We start from the raw sequence: 21316 nt of genomic DNA, 5'->3' as shown, positions 1-21316 counted from the left end.
CGATGGCCGATCGATATCACGACAGACCGTTTCCCTCCGATGACTATGGTCACGGCGGCGATCAGCATGGGAAGGCGGAAAACGATCCCTTGGCCGAGCTCGCCCGCCTGATCGGGCAGACCGATCCATTCGCGGCGCAGGGCCGTCCGGGCGCGCGGCCGGCAGCCGCGGCCGCTCAGGCCCATCAGGACGACGATTATCCGCATGACGACTATCAGCAGGATTACCCCGAGCCCGCGCCGCCGCCTCAGCCGGGGCCGCCCTCATGGATGCGGCGCGCCAACGTGCAGCCGCAGCCGGCGCCCGAGCCTGACTATCCCGTCACGGTGAATCCGGTTCATCCGTTGCATCGTTACTCCACCCCGCCGGCTGCGCCCGAGCCGCAGTATCATCAGCCGCAGGCCTATCAGGATCAGGCTTACCGGGATCAAGCATATCATCAGGAGCAGGCCTACGAGGCGCCATACGAGCAGCCCGATCCGGCGCGCTATGATGATGCGCTCTACGGGCGGCTCGAGGCGGGCGAGCAGGATTTTCAGCGCGAGCCGGCCTATCCGGATGATCCTTATGCGTTCCAGAGCGATTATCCCGAGGCCGATCTCGACGAGCCCAGGAAGTCGCGCGGCGGCATGATGACGGTTGCGGCGATCCTCGCGCTCGCCGTGGTCGGAACTGGCGCGGCCTTCGCCTACAAAACCTATATCGGCGCGCCCCGCAGCGGCGAGCCGCCGATCATCAAGGCCGACAACACGCCGACGAAGATCGTGCCGGCACCGTCCGACTCCTCGGCCAAGGTTCCGGACCGCATGGTAAGCGGCGACGGTAGCGAAAAGATCGTGCCGCGCGAGGAGGCCCCCGTCGACGTTAACGCGAAGGCGGCCGGTCCCCGCGTGATTTTCCCGCCGCTCAACCAGAATGCCAACCCGCCGCCGGTTGCGAGCGTTTCGCCGTCCACTGTTCCGCCGCCGAGCGCCGGTCCTGTTCCGAGCAACGGCACGATGCCGAACGCTGCGCCGCGCTCGGTCAAGGTCGTGGTTGTGAAGGGTGATCAAACCGACAGTACTGCGCCGTCGTCCGCCAAGCCGGCCGCGCCACCCAAGCCTGTCGCCGCGCCGCGTACGCCGCCGACCTCGGCCAATGCCAGTGTCAACCAGCCCCTCTCGCTGGCGCCGCAGGCCGCCCCGGCCGAGCCCCCGCAGCGCATGGCCGCGACCAATCCAACGCAGATTGCGCCGGCAAGCGGTGGCGGCTACGTCGTGCAGGTCTCCTCGCAGCAGAGCGAGGAGAGCGCCGCCGCATCGTACAGGGTGCTGCAGAGCAAGTATGGCAGCGTGCTTGGTTCGCGTTCACCCGTGATCAAGCGGGTCGACCTGACCGATAAGGGCAAGGGCATCGTCTATCGCGCCTTCGCTGGTCCCTATGGTTCGGTCGAGGAAGCGACGCAGGCTTGCAGCCACCTGAAGTCCGCCGGCTTGTCCGCCTGCTTCGTCCAGAGGAATTAGCGGCCGTTTCCTTGACCCCCTCCTGGGGCAGGGTTAATCGGCCCTATGAGCACGCGGGCTTTCAATACCGGCGTATCCGGAACGGGACTGACCGCAGCTGGGCGGGCGTTTGCCCGTGCCGCATGCCGATGCGACGTCATTTCCTTCAGGCCTAGCTTCGAGATTCCGATCCAAGTTATGGTCCCTGCTGGGGAATTGGCTGCGCGACAGCTGGTTGCGGCCAACTCCTCCGGTCTCAGCATTCCCGTGGATGGCGCCGCCGACCCGGTCCATCCGGTGACGACATCTGCGACAATGGTTGCTCAGGTGATTCGCAGCGCGATCGGGTTCCAGGGTTTGTTAATGAGTAATGACGTGCCGATGAAGGGGCTGGCAGGACGCATTGGCGGACCATATCGCGCCGTGCTCGCGGCCGGCGCGCCGCGTCACAGCAACGACAATGCGCAATGGGACGCATTGACCGCAACAACGGCATCCGCATGACTGCAGAAATTTTATCGTTTGAGACCGGGCGGCCTGCAGAGCTCGCCGAGGGCGAGCCGGCGTTGGTGGTCGACGTCGAGGGCTATGAGGGCCCGCTCGACCTGCTGCTCGCGTTGGCGCGGCAGCAGAAGGTCGACCTCGCCAAGATCTCGATTCTGGCGCTGGCCGATCAGTATCTCCACTTCATCGAAGCTGCGCGAAAGATCCGCCTGGAGCTTGCTGCCGATTATCTCGTGATGGCGGCCTGGCTCGCGTTCCTGAAGTCCCGCCTGCTGCTGCCGGAACCGCCGAGTGCGGAGGGGCCGAGCGCCGAGGAAATGGCGACCGCGCTCGCCAACCGTCTGCGCCGTCTCGAAGCCATTCGCGAAGCCGCCAACCGCCTGATGAACCGGCAGCAATTGCTGCGCGACATTTTCCCGCGCGGCGAGCCCGAGCAGATCGCCGAGATCAAGCATCCGAAATACACCGCGACGCTGTACGATTTGCTGACGGCCTATGCTTCGCAGCGCCAGTCGCGCGTGCTGGCGAGCGTGCATCTGGCGAAGCGCACGGTGTGGTCGCTCGCCGAGGCGCGCGCCACGCTGGAACGGCTGGTCGGCAGCATCACAGAACAGGACGATTGGGGCGTGCTCGACGATTTCCTGATCCGTCACGTCGCCGATCCGACGCAGCGCGCGACGGTGTTCGCCTCGAGCTTCGCCGCTGCGCTCGAGCTCGTGCGTGAAGGTCAGCTCGAGCTGAACCAGAAAGAGGCGTTTGCGCCCATTTATTTCCGCAAAGGGCGCGGGAAACCGGTCGTGGACGCAGCTCCTGCGCCCGATGTGCCGGTCGGTTAAGTGCAAGAAGGAGAATCTGCCATGGCAAGCCTGGCTGAAGTGCGGATAGAAGAGGCCGAGCCGATGGAGAACGAATCCCAGGCACGTCCCGAAGAATTGCGGCTGCTGGAAGCGCTGCTGTTCGCCTCGAGCGAACCGCTGGACACCGCGACGCTGGCCAAGCGCATGCCCGAGGGGGTGGACGTAAAGGCTGCGCTCGAGCAGCTCCAGGCCGACTATGCCGCGCGCGGCGTCAACCTCGTGCGGGTCGCCAACAAATGGACGTTCCGCACCGCCGGCGATCTCTCCTGGCTGATGACGCGTGAGAGCCACGAGACCCGGCGCCTGTCGCGCGCGGCGATCGAGGTGTTGGCGATCATCGCCTATCACCAGCCGGTGACGCGCGCCGAGATCGAAGAGATCCGCGGCGTCGTGACGTCGAAGGGCACGCTCGACGTGCTCCTGGAGACCGGTTGGATCAAGCCGCGGGGCCGCCGCAAGACGCCCGGCCGTCCATTGACTTTCGGGACCACCGAGGAGTTCCTGTCGCAATTCACCCTGGAGCAGCTTGGCGATCTGCCGGGGCTGGAGGAGCTGAAGGGCACTGGCCTTCTCGATTCGCGCCTGCCGACCGGTTTCAGCGTACCGACTCCCTCGGATGACCCGGCGCTCCGTGAGGACGAGGATCCCTTGGAACCCGGCGAGGAGCTCGACCTGGCGCTCGCGCCTGCGGTCGAGCCCGAGACGCCGCCGGAGGGCAGCGATGAGGGTGGAAGCGAGGAGTGATCCTTCGGCCTTCTACGGGTCCCCTGCGACCGGTTAACACTAGGAAGATTACGTAGCGCCAACAGCGAATTGGCGCTGCCTTGGTCCTTGTTTTTGAGGCCTGCCAAGCCTACGTTCCGGTCAAGATCGGCCGGGTCTCGGCCATGCGCGTTTGGAGGGTTGCAGGATGGGTTCACTTAGCATTTGGCACTGGATCTTGGTGATCGCAGTGGTCCTGCTGCTGTTCGGCCGCGGCAAGATTTCGGATCTGATGGGCGACGTGGCTCAGGGCATCAAGGCCTTCAAGAAGGGCATGCAGGACGACGACAAGCCTGCCGAGAAGCAGGAGCCCTCGAAGTCCATCGAGCATAATGCGGCGCCGACTGCTGCGCGATCCGACGTCGGCAGTAAGGCCGTCTGAGCCAGGAGCACGCGAAACGCCGGAAGCCGACCCGATCCTGCGCGTGAGGGTTGGGCCGATGGTGGCTTCGCGTGAACGGAAGACGTCATGTTCGACATCGGATGGAGTGAGCTGGTTTTGATCGGGGTCGTGGCGCTGGTCGCCATTGGCCCGAAAGAGCTGCCGGGCGTGCTGCGCATGGTCGGGCAATGGATGGGCAAGGCCCGCAAGATGGCCGCCGAATTCCAGGGCCAGTTCCAGGAAGCGATGCGCGAGGCCGAGATGGCCGACCTCAAGAAGAGCTTTGACGAGGTCAAGGAAGCCGCCTCCGGTTTCACCGGCGGCGGTCTGATGACCTCGCTGCAGAAGGATGTCAGCGACGCGCTACGCATCGATGCGCTCGACAAGCCGGCAGAGACGCCCACGACGACTGCTGTCGAACCGTCAGCAACTCCGACCACGCCTGAAGCCCCAACAGCTGAAACCTTCGTGGAAGCGGAAGCACATTCCGCTGTGAACGAGCCGCTCGCCATCACTCGTGAGGTCGAGCACACACCGGTGGCGCAGGACACTGCGCCATCCGATGCGATCAAGGACGCCAAAGCGTCATGAGCGACGCCGATATCGAGGCCAGCAAAGCCCCGCTGATGGACCATCTGATCGAGCTGCGCTCGCGGCTGATCAAGGCGCTGCTCGGCTTCGGCGTGGCCTTCATCTTTTGTTTCTTCTTCGCCAAGCAGATCTACAACGTGCTGGTCTGGCCGTTCGTGTGGGTCGCGGGCGCTGAGAACTCGAAATTCATCTACACGGCGCTGCTGGAATATTTCATCACGCAGTTGAAGCTCGCACTGTTCGGTGCCGGCTTCATCTCATTCCCAATTGTCGCGACGCAGATCTACAAGTTCGTCGCGCCGGGCCTCTACAAGCATGAGAAGCAGGCGTTCCTGCCGTATCTGATCGCGACCCCGTTCTTCTTCGTGCTCGGTGCGATGCTGGTCTACTTTGTCGTGCTGCCGATGCTGGTGCGCTTCTCGCTTGGCATGCAGCAGATGGGCGGCGACGAGACCGCGCAGATCCAGCTCCTGCCCAAGGTCGGCGAATATCTGTCGCTGATGATGTCGCTGATTTTTGCCTTCGGCATCGCCTTCCAGCTTCCGGTGATCCTGACGCTGCTGGGGCGGGTCGGCATCATCACCTCGAAGATGCTGCGCGAGAAGCGCCGCTATTTCATCGTGCTCGCGTTCATTATCGCAGCCGTCCTGACGCCGCCTGATATCCTTAGCCAGTGCTCGCTCGCGATTCCCCTGCTTGCGCTCTACGAGGGTTCGATCATCGCGGTGACGATGGTGGAGAAGAAGGCGGCGGCTTCGTCGCAGGCGAGCGGCACAGACGTGTCGACGCCGGCCAATCCGGCGGAGTAGGGCGCTCCGACCTCCACTGTCATTCCTCGCGCAGGCGGGGAATCCAGTACGCCGCGGCCCCTCGAACAATCACGCCCGTCTCTGGAATACTGGATCATCCGCCTTCGCGGACGATGACAGCCGTGCTAGGAGACGCGCTGATGTAAACCTACAGCAATCGTCGCTGTATGTTCACGCGCTGATCCAGGACCTCCGCCATGCACGACATCAAATCGATCCGCGACAATCCGCAAGCCTTCGACGCCGGCCTTGCCAGGCGGGGCCTGAAGCCGTTGTCGGCCTCGCTGCTCGCGATCGATGAGAAGCGGCGGGCGGCGATTCTGGCGTCCGAGCAGGCGCAGGCACGGCGCAACGCGGCGTCCAAGGAAATCGGCGACGCCAAGAAGGCCAAGGACGAGGCGCGCGCGGCCAAGCTGATGGCCGAGGTCGCAGAGCTCAAGACCACGATGCCGGAGCTCGAGGCCGCTGCAAAAGCGGCCGACGAGGAGCTCACCAAAGAGCTGTCCGCGATCCCGAACATTCCGTTCGATGAAGTGCCCGATGGTGTCGACGAGCACGGCAATGTCCAGCACCACGTGTTCGGTGCCAGGCGCAATTACGGCTTCGCGCCAAAGCTGCACGACGATCTCGGCACGGCGCTCGGCTACATGGATTTCGAGGCAGCGGCGAAGCTCTCCGGTGCGCGCTTTGTCGTTCTGAAGAAGGGGCTCGCTCGTCTCGAACGCGCGATCGGCCAATTCATGCTCGATCTGCACACCACCGAGCATGGCTACACCGAGATCAACCCACCGCTGCTCGTGCGCAACGAGGTGATGTTCGGCACCGGGCAGTTGCCGAAATTCGAGGACGATCAGTTCTGGGCGATCAAGGGCGAGCTGCTGGCCGAGCCGGATCATGAGCGTCTGAAGACCGAGCGCCTCGGCCTGATCCCGACGGCTGAGGTGTCGCTCACCAACCTCGCGCGCGAATCCATCCTCGACGAGAAGCAGCTGCCGATGCGGTTGACCGCACTGACGCCGTGCTTCCGCGCCGAGGCGGGCGCGGCCGGACGCGATACCCGCGGCATGATCCGCCAGCACCAGTTCACCAAGGTCGAGCTGGTCTCGATCACGACGCCGGAAGCGAGCAAGGACGAACTGGAGCGGATGCTGTCCTGCGCCGAGCAGGTGCTGCAAAAGCTCGACCTGCATTATCGCGTGATGACGCTCTGTGCAGGAGACATGGGTTTCTCGTCGCAAAAAACCTATGACATCGAGGTGTGGATGCCTGGACAGGGCGACGATGGCATGTTCCGCGAGATCTCGAGCTGCTCGGTCTGCGGCGACTTCCAGGCGCGGCGCATGGATGCGCGCTCGCGCGGCCCGGACGGCAAGCCACGTTTCGTGCACACGCTGAACGGTTCCGGTACGGCGGTCGGCCGCGCGCTGATCGCCGTGATGGAGACCTATCAGCAGGAGAATGGTTCGATCGCCGTCCCGACGGTGCTTCAGCCCTATATGGGCGGGTTGAAGGTGATTGCCCGCGAGTAGGGCGGGTAGCCGGCCTGAACGTCAAAACGTTTGGTTGCGAAGATCGGATGGCTGACTATCCTGCCGACCTCCGATAACGCTGACCCACGTTCATGGCCCTGCACCGCGACATCTTCTGGATCGGCAGACAATGGGCGGTGACGGGTGCCGGCATTCAGGCCGTGGATCAGCGCCTGCGTGGCGTGCTGGACATCGAGGCCTCCCGACTCTGGGACGACGATCTCATGCAGAGTCGGCGGGCCAAGCCGGGTGTGAATGCCGCGGATTTCGACAAGGCGCTGGCGGTTGCACGCGAACGCTTTCCACAAGCGTCCGCGCTGGACCCGATCGTTGCGCATCTGGAGGCGCCTGGAGTGATCGACGCACCCGCCGTCAGCCCGGTCGGGCCGGCGATGAAGCTGCGTACGGAGGGGCGGCTCGCGCGATTCCTGCCGCAATGGCGCGTCCGCCGGTAAATCGAGTGGGATGAATTGTTGCGTTGCGGCATGAACGAGGATCGCGGGTGAGATCTGCGTCGAAGCCGGTTTGCCTGATCGGTGCCAGCCGGATAAGACGGCCTGACCTCACTTCAGGAATTGACCACCGGCATGCGCATTCTCTGCACCAATGACGACGGCATCCACGCCCCCGGCCTCAAGGTCGTGGAGGAGATCGCACGGGCGCTGTCCGACGATGTGTGGGTGGTGGCGCCCGAGCTCGATCAGTCCGGCGTGTCTCATTCGCTGTCGTTGAACGATCCACTGCGTCTGCGCGAAGTCGGGCCACGGCACTTCGCGGTGCGCGGCACGCCGACCGACTGCGTGATCATGGGCGCGCGCCATATCCTCGGTGCCAAGCTTCCGGATGTCGTGCTCTCCGGCGTCAACAAGGGCCGCAACGTCGCCGAGGACGTGGTCTATTCCGGCACCATCGCCGGCGCGCTCGAAGGCACCATTCTGGGCATCCCGTCATTCGCGCTGTCGCAGGAATTCAGCGTCGAGACCCGCGAGCGGCCGCCGTGGGACACTGCGCGCAAGTTCGGCCCCGACATCTTGCGCAAGGTGATCAAGGCCGGCGTCCCGAAGGACACCGTCATCAACGTCAATTTCCCGTCCTGCATGCCGGAGGACGTGCTCGGCATTCGCGTGACGCGGCAGGGCAAGCGCAATCTCGGCTTCTTGCGGATCGACGAACGCAGGGACGGGCGCAACAATCCTTATTTCTGGATCGGCTTCGAGCGCGCGGCGATGATGGATACGCCGGCGGACGGCACCGATCTCGCAGCGCTGCGCGAGCGCTACGTTTCGGTCACGCCGCTCCGGCTCGACCGCACCAATGAAGCGTTTTCCGAAGAGCTGAGCGCGATGCTGAAGTAGAAGCTACTCGCTGCGAAGCGCGGCTTCGATGGTCTTGCCGAGTGCGTCGAGCTGAAACGGCTTCTGAAGGGCGGGCCGGTCACGATATTGCTCGGGCAGGCCCGACGAGCCGTAGCCGGTCGCGAAGATAAAGGGGCAGCCCTTGGCCTGGATGACGTCGGCGACCGGGGAGATGACCTTGCCATTGACGTTGACGTCGAGAATGGCGATGTCGAACTCGGTGGCCTGGGCGAGCCGCATTGCCTCGGTGATGTCTCCCGCTTCGGCCGCGACCTTGTAACCAAGCTCTTCCAGCATATCCGCAACCATCATTCGGATCATCACCTCGTCCTCGACGAGGAATACAGAGCGGCCGGAGAGCCCTGTCGCGGTCATTGTCGTTGAGTCCTTGCCCATTCCGAAAAAGGTTCGCAGATAACACGAATCGAAGCAATGCGCGTTTCGCCCAGCTGACGCTTGAAAAGGCTTCAGTGGCTGCTCCGCCGCAAGCCGATTTGTGGTCAAATGCCGAGCCAAGAGGTTATCATGGGTTCCTGAACAGGAACAAGATTCCGGGTTGGGCATTGGCGCTGAAGCCGTCGCTCCTCCCCGGACGAGACAACGTAAGCAGCGATGATCTCCAACCAGCCACCGCCCGAAAAGATGATGTTTCAGCTCACGCTGAGGCGTCGTGGCATCAGCGACCAGACCGTGTTGCGGACCATGGAGGAGGTGCCACGCGAGCTGTTCGTCGAGGCCTCCGATCGCGACGGCGCCTATCGCGACAGCGCCCTGCCGATTGCCTGCGGGCAGACCATCAGTCAGCCCTTCGTCGTCGCTTACATGACCGAGCAGCTCCAGCTCCAGAAGCAGCACCGTGTGCTCGAGATCGGGACTGGCTCCGGCTATCAGGCCGCCGTGCTGTCGCGGCTCGCGGGGCAGGTGCTGACGGTCGAGCGGTACCGCAAGCTGGCTGATGACGCACGCGCCAGGCTTGAAAAGCTGGATTGTCACAATGTCGAGGTAATGCTCGGCGACGGCCTCAATTTACCGCCGAATATCGGCTCGTTCGACCGCATCATTGTGACCGCCGCGGTAGAGCAGATTCCTGAGAACCTGATCGAGCGGCTGGAAATCGGCGGCATCCTGATCGCGCCTGTCGGCCCGCATCAGGGCGTGCAGACGCTGACCCGCCTCAGCCGGACCGAAGCCGGCATCGAACGCAAGGAACTTGTCGAGGTCCGCTTCGTGCCGGCGCTGCCCGGAGTGGCGCGGGAGCTGTAGAATTCCGGATTGGTTGCGCATCCAACATCTTATTGGGAGGGTTAAGCCGTTATTTACTCGGCGCGTGTTTACTTAAAACACCAGTTTTGTTGCGTACGAGTGAGTAACCATGTCAGTTGTCGCCGAGTTGCTTTACTCGCGCCGCGTACCGCAGGTCGCGGTGCTGGCGCTGATTTCCTTCAGCTTCGCAGGGTGCAGTGCCGACATGTCGTCGCGGCTGTCCCAGTCGAACTTCTCCAACCCCTTCTCTGAATCGACCGGTTCGGTGCAGCAGGCTCCGCCTCCGCAGCGTGAGCTGCCGCAATATGCGCGGCCACAGACCCAGCCCGGCTATTACCAATCCCAGCCCTTGGCGCCGCCAGCGGTTGCCGCGCCGCAATCCTATCCCGTCGCTGCGAGTGGGGGCGTCTCGGGAGGCGGGCGTGGTCTCGGCTCCTACAAACCGCCGGCCCAGCCGCACCTTGAGGCCACCGGCACTGTGCCGCCGCGCTCGGTCGCAGCCGCCCAACCGGTCGGTGGGACCAAGATCATCGTCGGCACCAGCGATACGCTCGACGTGCTCGCCAAACGCTACCACGTCACGCCGCAGGCGATCATGGCCGCCAACGGCTACAAGGGCCCGCGCGCGCTGTCGCCGGGCCAGCAGCTGGTCATCCCGCATCCGGGGGCGGCGGCTCCAGTAGCTGCGGCTCCCGCGATGGCGCCAAAGGCGGTCGCTGCGGTCGCCGCACCGTCCAGCTTCCACTTCGTCAATCATGGCGACACGCTCGCCAGCATCGCTCGCAAGAACCATATCTCGGCCGCTGAGCTCGCCCGTGCCAATGGTCTCGATCCGTCGGCCAAGCTCAGGCTCGGCACCAAGCTGACCGTGCCCGGCGCTAAGACCGCGGCGGTTGCGGCTCCGCTTGCTCCGGCGCCCGTCGGGGCAGCCCCCGTGGCGGCTGCGCTGCAACCGGTCGCGGCAACTCCAGTTCCCACCACCAAGGTGGCTGCCGTTGCCGGGCCTGCGCAGAGCGCGCGCCTCGCCCAGGCGACCACCAATATCGAAGAGAAGCCAGCAGAGACGACGGCGAAACCGGCAGAGACAACCAGCTCGCTGCCGACCTTCCGTTGGCCGGTGCGCGGCAAGGTGATCACGAGCTACGGCACCAAGACCAACGGCAAGACCAATGACGGCATCAACGTCGCGGTGCCCGAAGGCACGCCGATCAAGGCGGCTGATGATGGCGTCGTTGCCTATTCCGGCAACGAGCTGAAAAACTACGGCAATCTGGTCCTGGTTCGGCACTCCAACGGCTACGTCACCGCATATGCCCATGCGAGTGAGCTGTTGGTGAAGCGCGGCGATACCATCAAGCGCGGTCAGGTCATTGCCAAGTCGGGTCAATCCGGGGAGGTGGCGTCGCCGCAGCTCCACTTCGAGATCCGTAAGGGATCGAACCCGGTTGACCCGCTTCAATTCCTGAATGGGGCGTGAGGCCGATAGGCCTTTACAAAGACGGTGTCGTCGCCCGGTCAAGCCGGGCGACGACAGTAGTGGGTGGGGCGAGACAGTTAGCTACGTCGCCGTCAGCTTCACACCTAACCGGCCCGCCAGCTCCTGCACGAACTGCCAGGCGACACGGCCCGAGCGCGAGCCGCGCGTGGTCGACCATTCCAGTGCCTCGCGCTCCAGCGCCTCATCGTCGATCTTGATGCCGAAATGGCCGCAATAGCCGCGCACCATGGCAAGGTATTCGTCCTGGCTGCAACGGTGGAAGCCAAGCCAGAGGCCGAAGCGATCCGACAGCGAGACCTTTTCCTCGACGGCTTCGCCGGGATTGATCGCGGTGGAACGTTCGTTCTCGATCATCTCGCGCGCGAGCAGGTGGCGGCGGTTGGATGTTGCATAGAGGATCACGTTCTCGGGCCGGCCCTCGATGCCGCCTTCGAGCACGGCCTTGAGCGATTTGTAGGACGCATCATTGCCGTCGAAGGAGAGGTCGTCGCAGAACACGATGAAGCGGAAGGACGAGGCGCGCAGTTGCTCCATCAGCGCCGGCAGGCTTTCGATATCCTCGCGGTGGATCTCGATCAGCTTGAGCTTGTCGGCGGGTTTGCGGTCGGCGTTGATGCTGGCATGTGCCGCCTTCACCAGCGAGGACTTGCCCATGCCGCGCGCGCCCCAGAGCAGGGCGTTGTTGGCGGGCAGGCCGTTCGCAAAGCGCTCGGTGTTCTCCATCAAGATGTCGCGCATCCGGTCGACGCCCTTCAGAAGGAACAGCTCGACGCGGCTCACCCTTGGCACCGCCGCCAGGCGGCCGTCCGGATGCCAGACGTAAGCGTCTGCCCGCTCGAACGACTCGCGTTCGACGGCCGGTTTGCCCCTGGCTGCGAGGTGCGCCGCAATGGTCTCCAGCGCGCGGACGATGCGCTCCTGGGAGAGGTCAGGGACCGCCTTGAGGGGGGGCTTTGAGGCCGCCTTTTGGACGAGCTTGGGGCGTTTTGCCGCGATCTGGGCGGGCTTCGAGGCAGGGGTACGGGGGCCTTTGCCGGCCGGGCTTTTGCTAAGGTTTTTGGGCATGTCCGAAGTTCCTGAGAATGCAGCCTTATCGGGCCTGACGGCGCGCCGCAAGGTGGCGAAAAGGGCGGTCTGGCAGCGTTGCAATTGGGGCGGTGGTCGCTATAGTCCGCGCGAATTTGACCGAACTGGTCGCCGCCAAGGCCTGACCGGCTTCCCCCGTTTCCACGAGGATCATCTGAATGCTGATTACCCCTGCGTATGCCCAGGCCGCGGGCGCTGGCGACACCAACAGCATGTTGATGTCGCTGCTGCCGTTCGCCCTGATCTTCGTGATCATGTACTTCCTGATTCTGCGCCCGCAGCAGAAGAAGGTGAAAGATCACGCCGAGCTCGTGAAGAACATCCGCCGCGGCGACACGGTCGTGACCTCCGGCGGCCTGGTCGGCAAGGTCACCAAGGTGGTCGATGACGACCAGATCGAGTTCGAGATTTCCGACGGTGTGCGTGTGCGCCAGATGCGCTCGATGATCTCGGGTGTGCGCGCCAAGGGCGAGCCGGCCAAGGAAAGCGCCAAGGATGACGCCGCGGCGAAGTGAGCGCTTTCCCGCGAGTGTTTCGAATCTCCTGATCTGACAGGTCCAGTCGATGTTGTATTTCACGCGGTGGAAGGCGCTCGGGATTATCCTGACGGCGCTGATCGTGTGCCTTTGCGCGGTCCCGAACTTCTTTCCCGAGGCCAAGGTCAAGACCTGGCCCGCCTGGGCGCAGCGGCGGCTGGTGTTGGGTCTCGACTTGCAGGGCGGCTCCTCTCTGCAGCTCGAGGTGGACTCCAACTATGTGAAGAAGGAAAAGCTCGACCAGATTCGCGATGACGTCCGCCGTGTGCTGCGTGAGGCCAGGATCGGTTACACTGGTATCGTAACGAAAGGCGATGCCGTCGAGGTCCGCATCCGGGATGCGGACGCCCAGCCTGCGCTTGCCAAGCTCCGCGATCTGGCCCAGCCGATTGGCGGCCTGATGGGGTCTAGCGGTCAGCGCGATCTCGAGGTCTCCGATGCCGGGGGCGGATTGATCCGCCTCAGTATCCCGGAGGCCGCGATGCTCGACCGCATGCGCAAGACCATCGAGCAATCGATCCAGATCGTCGAGAAGCGCGTCAACGAGCTCGGCACCGTCGAGCCTATCATCCAGCGTCAGGGTAACGACCGCATCCTGGTGCAGGTGCCGGGTTTGCAGGATCCCACTCATTTGAAGGAACTGCTGGGCAAGACCGCGAAGATGGAATTCCGCATGGTCGATCCCTCGGTGCCGCTTGATCAGGCGCAGCAGGGCAGGCTGCCACCGGACTCCGAGATCCTGCCGGCCGCCAACCCGCCGCCGCCCAGCTACGTGGTCAAGAAGCAGGTGCTGGTTGCGGGTGGCGATCTGACCAATGCCCAGGCGACCTTTGACCAGCGGACCAACGAGCCGGTGGTCAGCTTCACGTTCAATACCTCTGGCGCGCGCAAGTTCGCGCAGGCCACGCAAGAGAATGTCGGCGTGCCCTTCGCGATCATCCTCGACGGCAAGGTGATCTCGGCGCCGGTCATTCGCGAACCGATCACCGGCGGCCAGGGCCAGATCTCCGGCAGCTTCACCGTGCAGTCGGCCAACGACCTCGCGATCCTGCTGCGCGCCGGCGCGCTGCCTGCGCCGCTCACGGTTGTCGAGGAACGCACTGTTGGTCCGGGCCTCGGCCAGGACTCGATCGAGAAAGGTGAGCTTGCCGCCTATGTCGGCTCGATCATGGTCGTCGTGTTCATGCTGGTGACGTATCGGCTGTTCGGCGTGTTCGCCAACATCGCGGTGACCATCAACGTCGCCATGATCTTCGGCCTGTTATCGCTGCTCAGCGCCACGCTGACGCTTCCCGGCATCGCCGGCATCGTGCTCACCGTCGGCATCGCGGTCGACTCCAACGTGCTGATCTATGAGCGCATCCGTGAGGAATTGCGTGGCGGCAGAAGCCCGATCTCGGCGATCGATGCGGGCTTCAAGCGGGCGCTTGCGACCATTCTCGATTCCAACATCACGACCTTCATTGCCGCTGCCGTACTGTTCATGATCGGCACCGGACCGGTGCGCGGCTTCGCTGTAACGCTCGGTATCGGCATCATCACCACGGTGTTCACCGCCTTCACCATGACCCGCCTGATCGTGGCATGGTGGGTGCAGTGGAAGCGGCCGAAGACTGTGCCGATTTGATCATTCGAGGCCGACTGTGACCACTACTCAAATCGTTCTGATCTCTCTCGGCGTCCTGATTGCCGTGCTGACCGTGGTCAGCGTGCTCGGCGTGCTGCCGTCGCTGCGCATCGTCCCGGACAATACGCATTTCGACTTCACGCGCTTTCGCCGCATCAGCTTTCCGATCTCGGCCGCGCTCTCGATCGTCGCCATTACGCTGTTCTTCACCCATGGCCTGAACTTCGGCATCGACTTCAAGGGCGGCACCCTGATGGAGGTGCGGGCCAAGTCCGGCTCGGCCGATCTTGCGCAGATGCGTACGACGCTTGGCAGTCTCGGCCTCGGCGAAGTCCAGCTGCAGCAATTCGGCGGCGCCGCCGACGTGCTGCTGCGCGTTGCCGAGCAGCCGGGTGGCGATAAGGCGCAGCAGGAAGCGGTGGACAAGATTCGCGGCGCCCTTGGCGACTCCGTGGAGTATCGTCGCGTCGAGGTGGTGGGCCCGCGCGTCTCCGGCGAGCTGCTCGGTTGGGGCATGGCCGGCCTGATGCTGGCGATCGTTGCGATCCTGGTCTACCTCTGGTTCCGGTTCGAATGGCAGTTCGCGCTCGGCGCCATGATCGCCAACGTGCACGATATCGTGCTGACCATCGGATTCATGTCGATCAGCCAGGTCGATTTCGACCTGACCAGCATCGCGGCGCTTCTGACCATTCTGGGCTATTCGCTCAACGACACCGTCGTCATCTATGACCGCATCCGTGAAATGCTGCGGCGCTACAAGAAGATGCCGATGCCGCAGCTGCTCAACGAGTCCATCAACTCGACGCTGTCGCGCTCGATCATCACCCACTTGACGGTGACGCTTGCGTTGCTGGCGCTGTTGCTGTTCGGCGGTCATGCCATCCACAGCTTCACGGCCGTCATGATGTTCGGCGTGGTGCTGGTCGGCACCTACACTTCGATCTTCATCGCGGCGCCGATCCTGATCTATCTCGGCGTGGGCGAGCATCGCGAAGATGCGAAGGACGAGGCTCCGCCGGCGAAGAAAAATAAGGCATGATCCGAACCGCATGCCCTCGCAGGAGTTTGCGAGGGTAGTCAGCTCCTTCGGACGAAGCTCATGGCCGGCGATCCCAACGCTCCCCATTTCCCGCGCTCGGCGCCGATCGAGGCCTATGGCAAGGGCGGCTTCGCCTTCGCCGGCATGTCGCACCGGGGCTCGCTGCTCTGCCTGCCCGACGCGATCTGGGCCTGGGACGTGACTGATCCCACCAAGATCGACCGCTATTCGCTGGATCGGGTTTTTGCGGCTGCCAATAGTATCGATACGCTGCTGGTTGGCACCGGAACCCGCGTCTGGCTGGCGCCGCCCGAACTGCGCCAGGCTTTGAAGACGGTGAGGGTGGTGCTGGACACCATGCAGACCGGCCCAGCCGTACGCACCTACAACATCATGATGGGCGAACGGCGCCGCGTCGCGGCTGCGCTGATTGCCGTACCATGAGCAGCGCTACGACACCGCCCGATGCCGTGATATTCTGCGCCGACCTCGTGCGCAGCCATGACTTCCCACGGTATGCTGCGACCCTGTTCGCGCCGGCCGCCGAGCGCCGCGCGCTCCTTGCGCTCTACGCCTTCAATGTCGAGATCGTCCGCGTCCGAGATCAGGTGAGCCAGCCCTTGCCGGGTGAGATCCGCTTTCAATGGTGGACCGACCTGTTCTCCGGTCTCGTCCACGGCAGCGCCGAGGGCAGTCCGGTGGCGGCGGAGCTCTTGCGCGCCATTCGCGAGTTTGACCTTCCGGTCGAGCCGTTGTTGCTGCTTGTCGACGAGCATCAGTTCGATCTCTACAACGATCCGATGCCGACCATGGCGGCGCTCGAAGGCTATCTGGCGGCGACCTGTTCGGCCTTGTTCGCGCTTGCGGCGCGGATCATGGGGGCATCTTCGGATGCGGCCGAGCATCTGGCGCGGCACGCCGGATTGGCGCAGGGGATCGCGCAGGTGATTGCAAACCTGCCCCGGGACGCGTCGCATCGGCAATTGTTTCTGCCGCAGCAATTCCTGACCAGCCATAGTTGTGCCATGGAGGATGTGTTCGCGGGCAAGGGGACGCCCAATCTCCATGCCGTTCTGGACCAGCTCATCGGCGAGGCGCGGCAGCATCTTGCAACGGCCGCGTCGCTGCTCGCGCAGGTGCCACCCTCGGCGCGGGCGGCGTTCCTGCCACTGAGCCAGGCTCGGGCCGATCTCGATCGGCTGGCGCGGCCGGGACGCAATCCCTTCGCGCCGCAGCCGGCCTCGCGGCTACGCACGCTATGGACGCTGTGGCGGGCTTCACGATCCCGGGAGTTTACCAAATAGCGTTTGGCTTATCGCAGCAGCCCGGCAAATGCTCTATGCTGTCCCATGGCTGAGATATCCCAAACGGCACCCCCCGATCTGAGCGGCTTTCCGGTCGCCCCTCGCGATATTCACGCCGCCGCCGAAATCATCCGGGGCGCCGTCGTCGAGACGCCCTGCAGCTACAGCCGGACGCTGAGCAACATCTGCGGCTGCGAGCTCTGGCTCAAATTCGAGAACCTCCAGTTCACCTCCTCGTTCAAGGAGCGCGGAGCGCTCAATCGGCTCACTGCGCTGATGCCGGAGGAACGCAGCCGCGGCGTCATCGCGATGTCGGCCGGCAATCACGCGCAGGGTGTCGCCTATCACGCCAGGCGGCTTGGCATTCCCGCCACCATCGTGATGCCCGTAGGCACCCCGATGGTGAAGATCGAGAACACCAGGCACCATGGCGCCGAGGTGGTCGTCACAGGCGCGACGCTGGAGGAGGCGGCCGCGTTTGCGCGAAGTCACGGCGAAGCCCGCGGCATGATCTTCGTTCATCCCTATGACGATCCGCTTGTCATCGCGGGGCAGGGCACGGTCGGGCTGGAGATGCTCAAGGCTGTGCCGGAGCTCGACACGCTGGTGGTTCCGATCGGCGGCGGCGGCCTGATCGGCGGCATCGCCATTGCGGCGAAATCCCTGAAACCGTCGCTGCGAATCCTCGGCGTCGAAGCCTGGCTTTATCCCTCGATGTACAACGCCGTCCATGGCGGCAACCTGCCGGCGCGCGGCGATACGCTCGCCGAAGGCATCGCAGTCAAATCGCCGGGCAAGATCACCACCGAAATCGTCCGCCGCCTCGTCGACGATATTGCGCTCGTCAACGAAGCCGAGCTCGAGCGCGCGGTCGCGACCCTGATCTCGATCGAGAAGACGGTCGTGGAGGGCGCGGGCGCGGCCGGTCTTGCGGCAATCATGTCCGATCCGGCCCGCTTCGCCGGTGAGAAAGTCGGTCTGGTCCTGAGCGGCGGCAATATTGATACCAGGCTGATCGCTTCGGTGCTGACGCGCGAACTCGCGCGCGAGGGGCGGCTGACGCAGCTCTCGCTCGATATTCCCGACAGGCCCGGCCAATTGGCCGCGGTCGCAGCGCTGCTGGCAGAGGCGGGCGCCAACATCATCGAGGTCTCGCACCAGCGGACCTTCTCGGACCTGCCGGCCAAGGCGACGCTGCTGCAACTCGTCATCGAGACCCGCGACAGCGCCCATCTCGACGAGGTCATGGCCAAGCTCGGCGCCTCAGGATTGAGTGTGCGCTGTACCTAAAGAGGGTCGATGGCTACTCCGGTAGTCCCGCGGCGCGAAGCGCCTCGCCAAGCGATTCTGCCAGCGCCGGAGCGCAGTTGACGCCCTGGAATTGACGGCCGTAGCGGAACGTGGGGTGCAATTCGAGCACCCGGGTCGCGGCCGCTCTCGCTTCCTGCAATCGGCCGAGCTTTGCGAGCGCCGCCGCCAGTTGCACATGGGTGATGCTGTGACGCGGATTGGCCTGAACCGAGCGGTAGGCAGCGCGACAGGCCTCATCAAATCGGCCGCGGTGAAAATGCCCCATCGCCTGGGCGTCGAAGGCGGCGAAGGCCCAGGTGTCGAACGGGCTGAGGCGCATTCCGCGCTCGCTCCATTCAATGGCACGATCTGCATCTCCGCCCCAACCCAGCATGACGCTGCCGAGGATGTAAGTTAGCGCTGATGAGGGGCTGATCGCGAGCGCGGCATCGAGCGCGGTGAATGCCGCGGAGCGATCATGTCCATCCATGCCGATCGAAAAGCCTGCCAGCGTGAGGGCAAGCGCGTCATCCTGCCCATGGGCGATGGCTGAGCGCGCGTGCTTGATCGAGGCTGCGCGATTTGTCTCTTGCAAACCGGCGCGGAGGAACAGGCAATGATGACACATAGCAGCGTTGCCGTGCGCCAGTGCGTAGGATGGCTCGAACGCGATCGCACATTCGAGCAGCACGAGCGCCTGAGCCACTTGCTCCGGCATCCCGGAATCGACATCCGGCTGGGCGCGCAGAACGAGATCGTAGGCGTCGAGGCTGTCGGGCCGCTTGCGCTTGACTCTGTTGATCTCGGCGCGGCGCAGGCTCGGCGCGATGGCGCCCACAACCGACATGGCTATGTCGTCCTGAAGCGCGAAAATGTCCTCGGATTGACGGTCATAGCGCTCGGCCCAGACATGCATGCCGGTCGAGGTATCGATCAACTGACCCGTGATGCGCGCATTGCCGCCGGTCTTCCGGATGCTGCCTTCCAGCACGTAGCGCACGCCGAGCTCGCGGCCGACCTGTTTCACGTCGATCGCCCGGCCCTTATACGTGAATGTGGAATTTCGCGCGATGACGAACAGCCAGTTGATGCGGGAGAGGCCGGTAATGATGTCATCGACCATTCCGTCGGCAAAATAATCTTGCTCAGCATCACCGCTCAGGTTCGCAAAAGGCAACACTGCGATCGATGGCCGGTCAGGCAAGGATAGCGATGGTCCGGATGCTCGGTCCGGGTTGGGCGCCGTCACCGCCGGTCCGACATAGCGATAGCCGCGCCGTGGCATTGTCTCGATCCATTGCGTCGCTCCTGACGCGTCCGCCAGCGCGCGCCGGACAGCTGCCATCTGGACGGTCAGGTTGCTGTCTTCAACCGCCAGGGCCGGCCATGCCGCTTCGATCAAATCGCTCTTGGACACTGGCTCGCCGGCTCGCCGCACCAGCAGGGCCAGGAGCAACACTGCGCGCTGGCCGAGCGAGGTCGGCTCGGCGCCGCGGAACAGGATCCCGGCATCGGCGTCGAGGCGGAAAGGACCAAACTCAAGGATCGCGGCCATTGCTGAAGAAGGGCACATTTTGCAGGTTTTTTGCAATGTTTTCCGCACTGCTTCGCTACCTCCCGGAGCTAGCGGGCCATCATGTCGCTGGTCGCGTACTGAAGCGACCCATTATGGAGGACCACATGACCGCAAAGCCACTCATCCGCAGACCGGGTGCAACCAGTGGAGTGATGCTGCGGGGCCAGCCGATGGCCTTTCTGGTGACCGGGGAGGATACCCGGCACACCAGCATGTTCGACTGGACGATTCCGGCCGGTTTCGCCACGGGTCGGCACGTTCATCGTGTGCAGGAAGAGACCTTCTATGTGCTTGAAGGCCAATGCGAATGGCACGTCGCCGAAGAGGTCGTCCAGGCCCCGCCAGGGACATACCTCTTCATTCCTCCGGGCGTTCCCCACAACATTACCAATGTCAGCGACAAGCCTGCGCGGGTGCTCATGACAGTATCCCCGCCGGGGCACGAGCATTACTTCGCGGAGTTGGCCAAGCTCACCGCCAGTGGAACGCCGGACGCCAACGCCATCAGCGAGTTGCGCGCCCGCTTCGACACCGACCAATTGTCGGCGCTGACGACAAGGGCCTAGACCGACGTCGCGGGTTCGGCGCCAACCTATCGCGGCGCCAGGCCTGCGAGGAGGGCGATCAGCCGATCGATCTCGGCCTCCGTGTTGTAGTAATGCGGAGACGCCCGCACGACCACTGGTAACGCACGGACTTCTGCATCGATGCGGGTGCTCGACGGATGCGACGCGCCGATTGTGATGCCGGCCGCGCCAGCGCTGCTGACGATCGCGTCCGCCTCGTAGCCTTCCATCGTGAAGCTGACGATGGCGCCCGGCGTGCGACCGAGATCGCGAATCTTGATGCCGCTGATGGCGGCGAGTCCGCGACGAAGACGGTCCGCCAGCAGGCGGCAGCGCTCCTCGATCGGACCGAGGCCGATCGCGAGGGCGTAATCGACGGCGGCGCCCAGCCCGAGCCGCGCTGCATAATTGTTTTCCCACGTCTCGAACCGGCGCGCATCGTCGCGCAGATGATAGTGGTTCCGGGACACCCAGGGCGCCGCAAAATGATCGATCATCGGCGGCTCGAGCCGTTGCAGCAGTGCTTTGCGGACGTAAAGAAAGCCCGTGCCGCGCGGACCGCGCAGGAACTTGCGGCCCGTGGCTGAAAGCATGTCACAGCCGATCGCTTCGACGTCGACCTGCATCTGGCCGACCGCCTGGCAGGCGTCGAGCAGATAGGGAATGCCATGTGCACGCGCGATTCTGCCGATCGCTGCGGCCGGATTGACCAGCCCGCCATTGGTTGGAACCCAGGTGATCGCGATGAGCTTTACGCTGGCGTCTATCATGCGTTCAAGTGCGTGGACATCGAGCTCGCCGCGGGCATCGCTCGGCACGATCTCAATGACCGCGCCCGTGCGTTTGGCAACCTGAAGAAAGGCGACATAGTTGGCAGCGTATTCGGCCTCGGCAGTCAGGATCCGATCGCCGGCGCGAAACGGTAGCGCATAGAACGCCATCTGCCAGGCGACGGTTGCGTTCTCCATCAGTGCGATCTCGTCCGGCGCGGCGTTCAGCAGTCGCGCCACCGAGCCGTAGACCGCATCGAGTCGGCCAGACTCGCGGTCGGCGGCGGCATAACCTCCGATCTCGCTCTCCAGGTCGATATGCTGCTTCATCGCCGCGACGACGGTCGTGGGCATGAGGGCGGCGCCGGCGTTGTGGAGATAGGCGCGCCGGGAGGCGGCTGGTGTGTCGGAGCGTATTCGGTCGATGTCGATCAACTGCGCCTCTCCCTCTCGCGATACCGCGGAATGGATTAGACGCGCCTAACAAG

At 64.2% G+C, this 21316-nt stretch carries 23 protein-coding genes; 19 read left to right on the top strand and 4 right to left on the bottom strand.

The features are described from left to right. The first annotated feature begins 2 nt into the window (after nt 1-2). The 10 genes from XH88_RS38505 to surE all read left to right on the top strand — a co-directional run bounded on the left by XH88_RS38505 (nt 3) and on the right by surE (nt 8270). The gene (locus XH88_RS38505; RefSeq protein ID WP_271673466.1) at nt 3-1502 is read left to right on the top strand and encodes an SPOR domain-containing protein; all 1500 of its coding nucleotides are present in this window, start codon (nt 3-5) and stop codon (nt 1500-1502) included. A 45-nt stretch (nt 1503-1547) separates the two neighbouring features. Continuing rightward, nucleotides 1548-1985, top strand: a complete 438-nt coding sequence (locus tag XH88_RS39380; RefSeq protein ID WP_442868522.1) for a hypothetical protein — start codon at nt 1548-1550, stop codon at nt 1983-1985. Then, the gene (locus XH88_RS38495) at nt 1982-2821 is read left to right on the top strand and encodes a segregation and condensation protein A (RefSeq protein WP_271673465.1); all 840 of its coding nucleotides are present in this window, start codon (nt 1982-1984) and stop codon (nt 2819-2821) included. Before XH88_RS39380 ends, XH88_RS38495 begins: the two co-directional genes overlap by 4 nt. A gap of 21 nt (nt 2822-2842) precedes the next feature. Beyond that, nucleotides 2843-3586, top strand: a complete 744-nt coding sequence (scpB, locus tag XH88_RS38490) for an SMC-Scp complex subunit ScpB (RefSeq protein ID WP_271673365.1) — start codon at nt 2843-2845, stop codon at nt 3584-3586. Nucleotides 3587-3752: 166 nt separating this feature from the next. Continuing rightward, a complete protein-coding gene (locus XH88_RS38485; protein ID WP_027529733.1) occupies nt 3753-3986 on the top strand; it encodes a twin-arginine translocase TatA/TatE family subunit in 234 nt (77 codons plus the stop codon). Nucleotides 3987-4073: 87 nt separating this feature from the next. Beyond that, on the top strand, nt 4074-4577 hold the full coding sequence (gene tatB / locus XH88_RS38480) for a Sec-independent protein translocase protein TatB (RefSeq protein WP_271673364.1): 504 nt from the start codon (nt 4074-4076) through the stop codon (nt 4575-4577). Beyond that, nucleotides 4574-5386: a twin-arginine translocase subunit TatC gene (gene tatC, locus XH88_RS38475; RefSeq protein ID WP_271673363.1), complete on the top strand. Its 813-nt coding sequence runs from the start codon at nt 4574-4576 to the stop codon at nt 5384-5386. The genes tatB and tatC overlap by 4 nt, the downstream gene beginning before the upstream one ends. Nucleotides 5387-5583: 197 nt before the next feature. After that, nucleotides 5584-6915 (top strand): serine--tRNA ligase, encoded by a 1332-nt coding sequence (gene serS / locus XH88_RS38470; RefSeq protein ID WP_271673362.1) that lies wholly within the window; start codon nt 5584-5586, stop codon nt 6913-6915. Between the two features lie 92 nt (nt 6916-7007). Further along, entirely contained in the window at nt 7008-7370 is a 363-nt protein-coding gene (locus XH88_RS38465) for a hypothetical protein (protein ID WP_271673361.1), read from the top strand. Nucleotides 7371-7502: 132 nt separating this feature from the next. Next, a complete protein-coding gene (gene surE, locus XH88_RS38460; RefSeq protein ID WP_271673360.1) occupies nt 7503-8270 on the top strand; it encodes a 5'/3'-nucleotidase SurE in 768 nt (255 codons plus the stop codon). 3 nt (nt 8271-8273) lie between these two features. Here surE and XH88_RS38455 read toward each other — a convergent pair whose 3' ends face one another. Then, the gene (locus tag XH88_RS38455; RefSeq protein ID WP_271673359.1) at nt 8274-8645 is read right to left on the bottom strand and encodes a response regulator; all 372 of its coding nucleotides are present in this window, start codon (nt 8643-8645) and stop codon (nt 8274-8276) included. Between the two features lie 237 nt (nt 8646-8882). On the opposite strand from XH88_RS38455, the gene XH88_RS38450 reads away from it, so the two are divergent. Then, on the top strand, nt 8883-9533 hold the full coding sequence (locus tag XH88_RS38450) for a protein-L-isoaspartate(D-aspartate) O-methyltransferase (RefSeq protein ID WP_271673358.1): 651 nt from the start codon (nt 8883-8885) through the stop codon (nt 9531-9533). Nucleotides 9534-9642: 109 nt separating this feature from the next. After that, nucleotides 9643-11010 carry a LysM peptidoglycan-binding domain-containing M23 family metallopeptidase gene (locus XH88_RS38445; protein ID WP_271673357.1) on the top strand — a complete coding sequence of 456 codons (1368 nt, stop codon included), beginning with the start codon at nt 9643-9645 and terminating at the stop codon, nt 11008-11010. A gap of 81 nt (nt 11011-11091) precedes the next feature. Here XH88_RS38445 and XH88_RS38440 read toward each other — a convergent pair whose 3' ends face one another. Continuing rightward, on the bottom strand, nt 11092-12096 hold the full coding sequence (locus tag XH88_RS38440; protein WP_271673356.1) for an ATP-binding protein: 1005 nt from the start codon (nt 12094-12096) through the stop codon (nt 11092-11094). Nucleotides 12097-12275: 179 nt separating this feature from the next. Here XH88_RS38440 and yajC point away from each other — a divergent pair, with 179 nt between their 5' ends. From yajC to XH88_RS38410, 6 genes are read left to right on the top strand one after another with little or no spacing between them, the layout of a single operon-like run. Continuing rightward, nucleotides 12276-12632 carry a preprotein translocase subunit YajC gene (gene yajC / locus XH88_RS38435; protein WP_271673355.1) on the top strand — a complete coding sequence of 119 codons (357 nt, stop codon included), beginning with the start codon at nt 12276-12278 and terminating at the stop codon, nt 12630-12632. 49 nt (nt 12633-12681) lie between these two features. Continuing rightward, on the top strand, nt 12682-14280 hold the full coding sequence (secD, locus tag XH88_RS38430; RefSeq protein ID WP_271673354.1) for a protein translocase subunit SecD: 1599 nt from the start codon (nt 12682-12684) through the stop codon (nt 14278-14280). Nucleotides 14281-14296: 16 nt separating this feature from the next. After that, nucleotides 14297-15322, top strand: a complete 1026-nt coding sequence (secF, locus tag XH88_RS38425; protein WP_271673353.1) for a protein translocase subunit SecF — start codon at nt 14297-14299, stop codon at nt 15320-15322. A gap of 60 nt (nt 15323-15382) precedes the next feature. Beyond that, complete coding sequence (locus XH88_RS38420) at nt 15383-15766, top strand: Mth938-like domain-containing protein (RefSeq protein WP_271673352.1); 384 nt, start codon at nt 15383-15385, stop codon at nt 15764-15766. After that, a complete protein-coding gene (locus tag XH88_RS38415) occupies nt 15763-16626 on the top strand; it encodes a phytoene/squalene synthase family protein (RefSeq protein ID WP_271673351.1) in 864 nt (287 codons plus the stop codon). The genes XH88_RS38420 and XH88_RS38415 overlap by 4 nt, the downstream gene beginning before the upstream one ends. 45 nt (nt 16627-16671) lie before the next feature. Continuing rightward, complete coding sequence (locus XH88_RS38410; RefSeq protein ID WP_271673350.1) at nt 16672-17916, top strand: threonine ammonia-lyase; 1245 nt, start codon at nt 16672-16674, stop codon at nt 17914-17916. Between the two features lie 13 nt (nt 17917-17929). Here XH88_RS38410 and XH88_RS38405 read toward each other — a convergent pair whose 3' ends face one another. Further along, nucleotides 17930-19471 (bottom strand): winged helix-turn-helix domain-containing protein, encoded by a 1542-nt coding sequence (locus tag XH88_RS38405; protein ID WP_271673349.1) that lies wholly within the window; start codon nt 19469-19471, stop codon nt 17930-17932. A gap of 125 nt (nt 19472-19596) precedes the next feature. Here XH88_RS38405 and XH88_RS38400 point away from each other — a divergent pair, with 125 nt between their 5' ends. Further along, nucleotides 19597-20058: a cupin domain-containing protein gene (locus XH88_RS38400; protein ID WP_271673348.1), complete on the top strand. Its 462-nt coding sequence runs from the start codon at nt 19597-19599 to the stop codon at nt 20056-20058. Between the two features lie 26 nt (nt 20059-20084). On the opposite strand, the gene XH88_RS38395 is transcribed toward XH88_RS38400, so the two are convergent. Beyond that, the gene (locus tag XH88_RS38395) at nt 20085-21263 is read right to left on the bottom strand and encodes an aminotransferase class V-fold PLP-dependent enzyme (protein WP_271673347.1); all 1179 of its coding nucleotides are present in this window, start codon (nt 21261-21263) and stop codon (nt 20085-20087) included. Nucleotides 21264-21316: the final 53 nt, after the last annotated feature.

This window comes from Bradyrhizobium sp. CCBAU 51627 (genome assembly GCF_028128765.1).
Classification (GTDB): Bacteria; Pseudomonadota; Alphaproteobacteria; order Rhizobiales; family Xanthobacteraceae; genus Bradyrhizobium.
This window is presented reverse-complemented; position numbering and strand designations above follow the sequence as displayed.

Coding starts and splice junctions, on each gene's coding strand:
- XH88_RS38505 (WP_271673466.1), top strand. CDS start 3: ATGGCCGATCGATATCACGACAGACCGTTTCCCTCCGATGACTATGGT.
- XH88_RS39380 (WP_442868522.1), top strand. CDS start 1,548: ATGAGCACGCGGGCTTTCAATACCGGCGTATCCGGAACGGGACTGACC.
- XH88_RS38495 (WP_271673465.1), top strand. CDS start 1,982: ATGACTGCAGAAATTTTATCGTTTGAGACCGGGCGGCCTGCAGAGCTC.
- scpB (WP_271673365.1), top strand. CDS start 2,843: ATGGCAAGCCTGGCTGAAGTGCGGATAGAAGAGGCCGAGCCGATGGAG.
- XH88_RS38485 (WP_027529733.1), top strand. CDS start 3,753: ATGGGTTCACTTAGCATTTGGCACTGGATCTTGGTGATCGCAGTGGTC.
- tatB (WP_271673364.1), top strand. CDS start 4,074: ATGTTCGACATCGGATGGAGTGAGCTGGTTTTGATCGGGGTCGTGGCG.
- tatC (WP_271673363.1), top strand. CDS start 4,574: ATGAGCGACGCCGATATCGAGGCCAGCAAAGCCCCGCTGATGGACCAT.
- serS (WP_271673362.1), top strand. CDS start 5,584: ATGCACGACATCAAATCGATCCGCGACAATCCGCAAGCCTTCGACGCC.
- XH88_RS38465 (WP_271673361.1), top strand. CDS start 7,008: ATGGCCCTGCACCGCGACATCTTCTGGATCGGCAGACAATGGGCGGTG.
- surE (WP_271673360.1), top strand. CDS start 7,503: ATGCGCATTCTCTGCACCAATGACGACGGCATCCACGCCCCCGGCCTC.
- XH88_RS38455 (WP_271673359.1), bottom strand. CDS start 8,645: ATGACCGCGACAGGGCTCTCCGGCCGCTCTGTATTCCTCGTCGAGGAC.
- XH88_RS38450 (WP_271673358.1), top strand. CDS start 8,883: ATGATCTCCAACCAGCCACCGCCCGAAAAGATGATGTTTCAGCTCACG.
- XH88_RS38445 (WP_271673357.1), top strand. CDS start 9,643: ATGTCAGTTGTCGCCGAGTTGCTTTACTCGCGCCGCGTACCGCAGGTC.
- XH88_RS38440 (WP_271673356.1), bottom strand. CDS start 12,096: ATGCCCAAAAACCTTAGCAAAAGCCCGGCCGGCAAAGGCCCCCGTACC.
- yajC (WP_271673355.1), top strand. CDS start 12,276: ATGCTGATTACCCCTGCGTATGCCCAGGCCGCGGGCGCTGGCGACACC.
- secD (WP_271673354.1), top strand. CDS start 12,682: ATGTTGTATTTCACGCGGTGGAAGGCGCTCGGGATTATCCTGACGGCG.
- XH88_RS38420 (WP_271673352.1), top strand. CDS start 15,383: ATGGCCGGCGATCCCAACGCTCCCCATTTCCCGCGCTCGGCGCCGATC.
- XH88_RS38415 (WP_271673351.1), top strand. CDS start 15,763: ATGAGCAGCGCTACGACACCGCCCGATGCCGTGATATTCTGCGCCGAC.
- XH88_RS38410 (WP_271673350.1), top strand. CDS start 16,672: ATGGCTGAGATATCCCAAACGGCACCCCCCGATCTGAGCGGCTTTCCG.
- XH88_RS38405 (WP_271673349.1), bottom strand. CDS start 19,471: ATGGCCGCGATCCTTGAGTTTGGTCCTTTCCGCCTCGACGCCGATGCC.
- XH88_RS38400 (WP_271673348.1), top strand. CDS start 19,597: ATGACCGCAAAGCCACTCATCCGCAGACCGGGTGCAACCAGTGGAGTG.